1 protein-coding gene is annotated in these 254 nt (G+C 67.7%); it reads left to right on the forward strand.

Features of this window, described 5'->3' with window-relative positions:
* Positions 1–254, forward strand: a 254-nt coding sequence (locus tag CVH10_RS22445) for a hypothetical protein (RefSeq protein ID WP_219925016.1), incomplete at both ends; no start/stop codon positions are given.

The raw sequence follows: 254 nt of genomic DNA on the forward strand, positions 1-254 counted from the left end.
AGATCCTGCTCTACACCCTGGTCTTCGTGCCGGTCGCCATCGCCCCGGCCTTCGCGGGCCTGGGGGGAATCATCTATCTGGTCGTGTCGGTCGCGGGCGGCCTGGGCTTCCTGGGCCTGGCGGTGCGTCTCTATCGCTCGCGCGCGGGCGACGAGCCGGACAAGGCCGAGGCCGTGGGACGCGAGGCCGCATTGTATGACGTCAAGGTCCAGGCCAAACCGGCGCGGGACCTGTTCGCCTTTTCCATCCTCTAT

Origin of the sequence: Halomonas sp. ND22Bw, assembly GCF_003011945.1 — a bacterium.
GTDB classification, from domain to species: Bacteria; Pseudomonadota; Gammaproteobacteria; order Pseudomonadales; family Halomonadaceae; genus Halomonas; species Halomonas halophila.